Source organism: Pseudonocardia halophobica (assembly GCF_027922425.1).
Classification (GTDB): Bacteria; Actinomycetota; Actinomycetes; order Mycobacteriales; family Pseudonocardiaceae; genus Pseudonocardia; species Pseudonocardia halophobica.
Map to the genome: position 1 here is coordinate 1 of NZ_BSFQ01000127.1, position 1,154 is coordinate 1,154.

The following is a 1,154-nucleotide window of genomic DNA, read 5'->3' on the forward strand; positions in this document are numbered from 1 at the left end:
ACGGCCGCCGAACTCGGGAACTTCAGTGAGGCAGGCGGACGGACAGTCGTCGATTGCACAAACGGAGACTTCGGGCGGGACCCTCTAGCGCTCAGAGAGATCTCCGACAGGTCGGGAATCAACGTCGTGATGGGCTCCGGCTGGTATGTCCACGGATTTCACGACAGCAGAACCGCCTCCGCCAGCGCCGACCAGCTCACCGAGGAGCTCCTGGCCGAGTTCACCGACGGAGTCGGGGACACGAGACTTGCGCCCGGAGTCATCGGGGAGATCGGGGTCTCGCCTGACTTCACTGACGCGGAGAAGCTCCGGCTGCGGGCTGCATCTCGTGCCCAACGCCAGCTCGGAGTTCCGCTCATGATCCACCTGCCGGGCTGGCAACGTCGGGCCTTCGAGGTACTCGACATCGTGCTGGGCGAGGAGGGAGTGACCCCTGCGGCGGTCGTCCTGTGTCACATGGATCCGTCCGGCCATGACGTCGGATACCAGCGCGCCGTTGCCGATCATGGCGTCTGGCTCGAGTTCGACATGATCGGGATGCCGTTCTATTACCCTGGGGAAGGCCAGTCCCCCGCCCCTGACCAGACCGCAGACGCGGTCGCCGGCCTCATTCGGGACGGGTACTCCGCACGGATACTGTTGAGCCACGATGTGGCCACCAAGAGCATGTGGACCTGCAATGGCGGGAACGGATTCGGCTACGTCCCGAAGCTCTTCCTGCCTCGCCTGGAGCGTCATGGAGTGACGCCCGACGTGGCGGCAGAACTGATGACCGCGAATCCTCGACGCCTCTTTGCGGCCTCGTGCACCAGGTGATCGATTCCGTGAAGCGACCGGCCATCCCATGATCGCGAACGCGGCCGGGGTGAGGATTCCCCCCGACCGGCCTCCGCCGCCCTGACCGAGGTGAACCCGGCCGCTCAGCCGAGGGCGCGCGCCCGGCACGCGAGCTGGAGCATGAGCATGGTGTCCGGGTCCTGCGGGTCGACGCCGAGCACCTCGAAGATCCGTCGCACCCGGTAGGCGATCGCGTTGCGGTGCAGATGCAGCTCCGCGGCCGCCCGCGTGGTCGAGCCCTGATTGTCCAGATAGACCCGCAGGGTCTGCAGGGCGTCGCGGCTCTTCTGCGGCCCCAGCTCGTCGAGCGGGCGCAG

2 protein-coding genes are annotated in these 1,154 nt (G+C 66.8%); one reads left to right on the forward strand and one right to left on the reverse strand.

Annotated features, from left to right (window positions below):
* A partial coding sequence (locus PKE99_RS37620) for a phosphotriesterase family protein (protein ID WP_271215037.1) occupies positions 1-816 on the forward strand: 816 nt, incomplete at its 5' end.
* A 104-nt stretch (positions 817-920) separates the two neighbouring features.
* Here the strand turns inward: PKE99_RS37620 and PKE99_RS37625 are convergent.
* On the reverse strand, positions 921-1,154 hold a 234-nt coding region (locus PKE99_RS37625; RefSeq protein WP_271215038.1), incomplete at its 5' end, for a helix-turn-helix domain-containing protein.